We start from the raw sequence: 390 nt of genomic DNA, 5'->3' as shown, positions 1-390 counted from the left end.
TCAAGTTAAGCTTTCGCATATATTTATCTATTTTTAAGTTAGTAGACCATCTGTCTAAGAATTTGTCCAAATCCTACATATACTGGTACCGGAATCAAATGCTTATTGGGAGTGAAATAGATGGGATCAGCACAGTTAACAGGACGTGTAATCTTCAAAGGGGACCCCGGCTATACACAGGCGGTTAAGAATTGGAACCCTTATGTTGATGTCTATCCGCTTGTCTTTGTTTTTGCACAAAATTCATACGATGTCAGTAATGCTATTAAATGGGCTCGTGAGAATAATGTGCCTTTGCGTGTCAGAAGCGGCCGCCATGCTCTGGATAAGAATCTTTCAGTAGTAAGTGACGGAATTGTTATTGATGTGAGTGACATGAATAAAGTCCTC

General features: G+C 39.7%; 1 protein-coding gene. It reads left to right on the top strand.

Annotated elements, in window-relative coordinates; all coding sequences use genetic code 11:
• Positions 1–120 precede the first annotated feature (120 nt).
• A partial coding sequence (locus DL897_RS18000) for an FAD-binding oxidoreductase (RefSeq protein ID WP_113660476.1) occupies positions 121–390 on the top strand: 270 nt, incomplete at its 3' end.

It is taken from the genome of Thermoflavimicrobium daqui, assembly GCF_003313465.1.
GTDB classification, from domain to species: Bacteria; Bacillota; Bacilli; order Thermoactinomycetales; family Thermoactinomycetaceae; genus Thermoflavimicrobium; species Thermoflavimicrobium daqui.
Note: the sequence above shows the minus strand (reverse complement) of the source record. Positions and strands in the feature narration are given on the sequence as shown.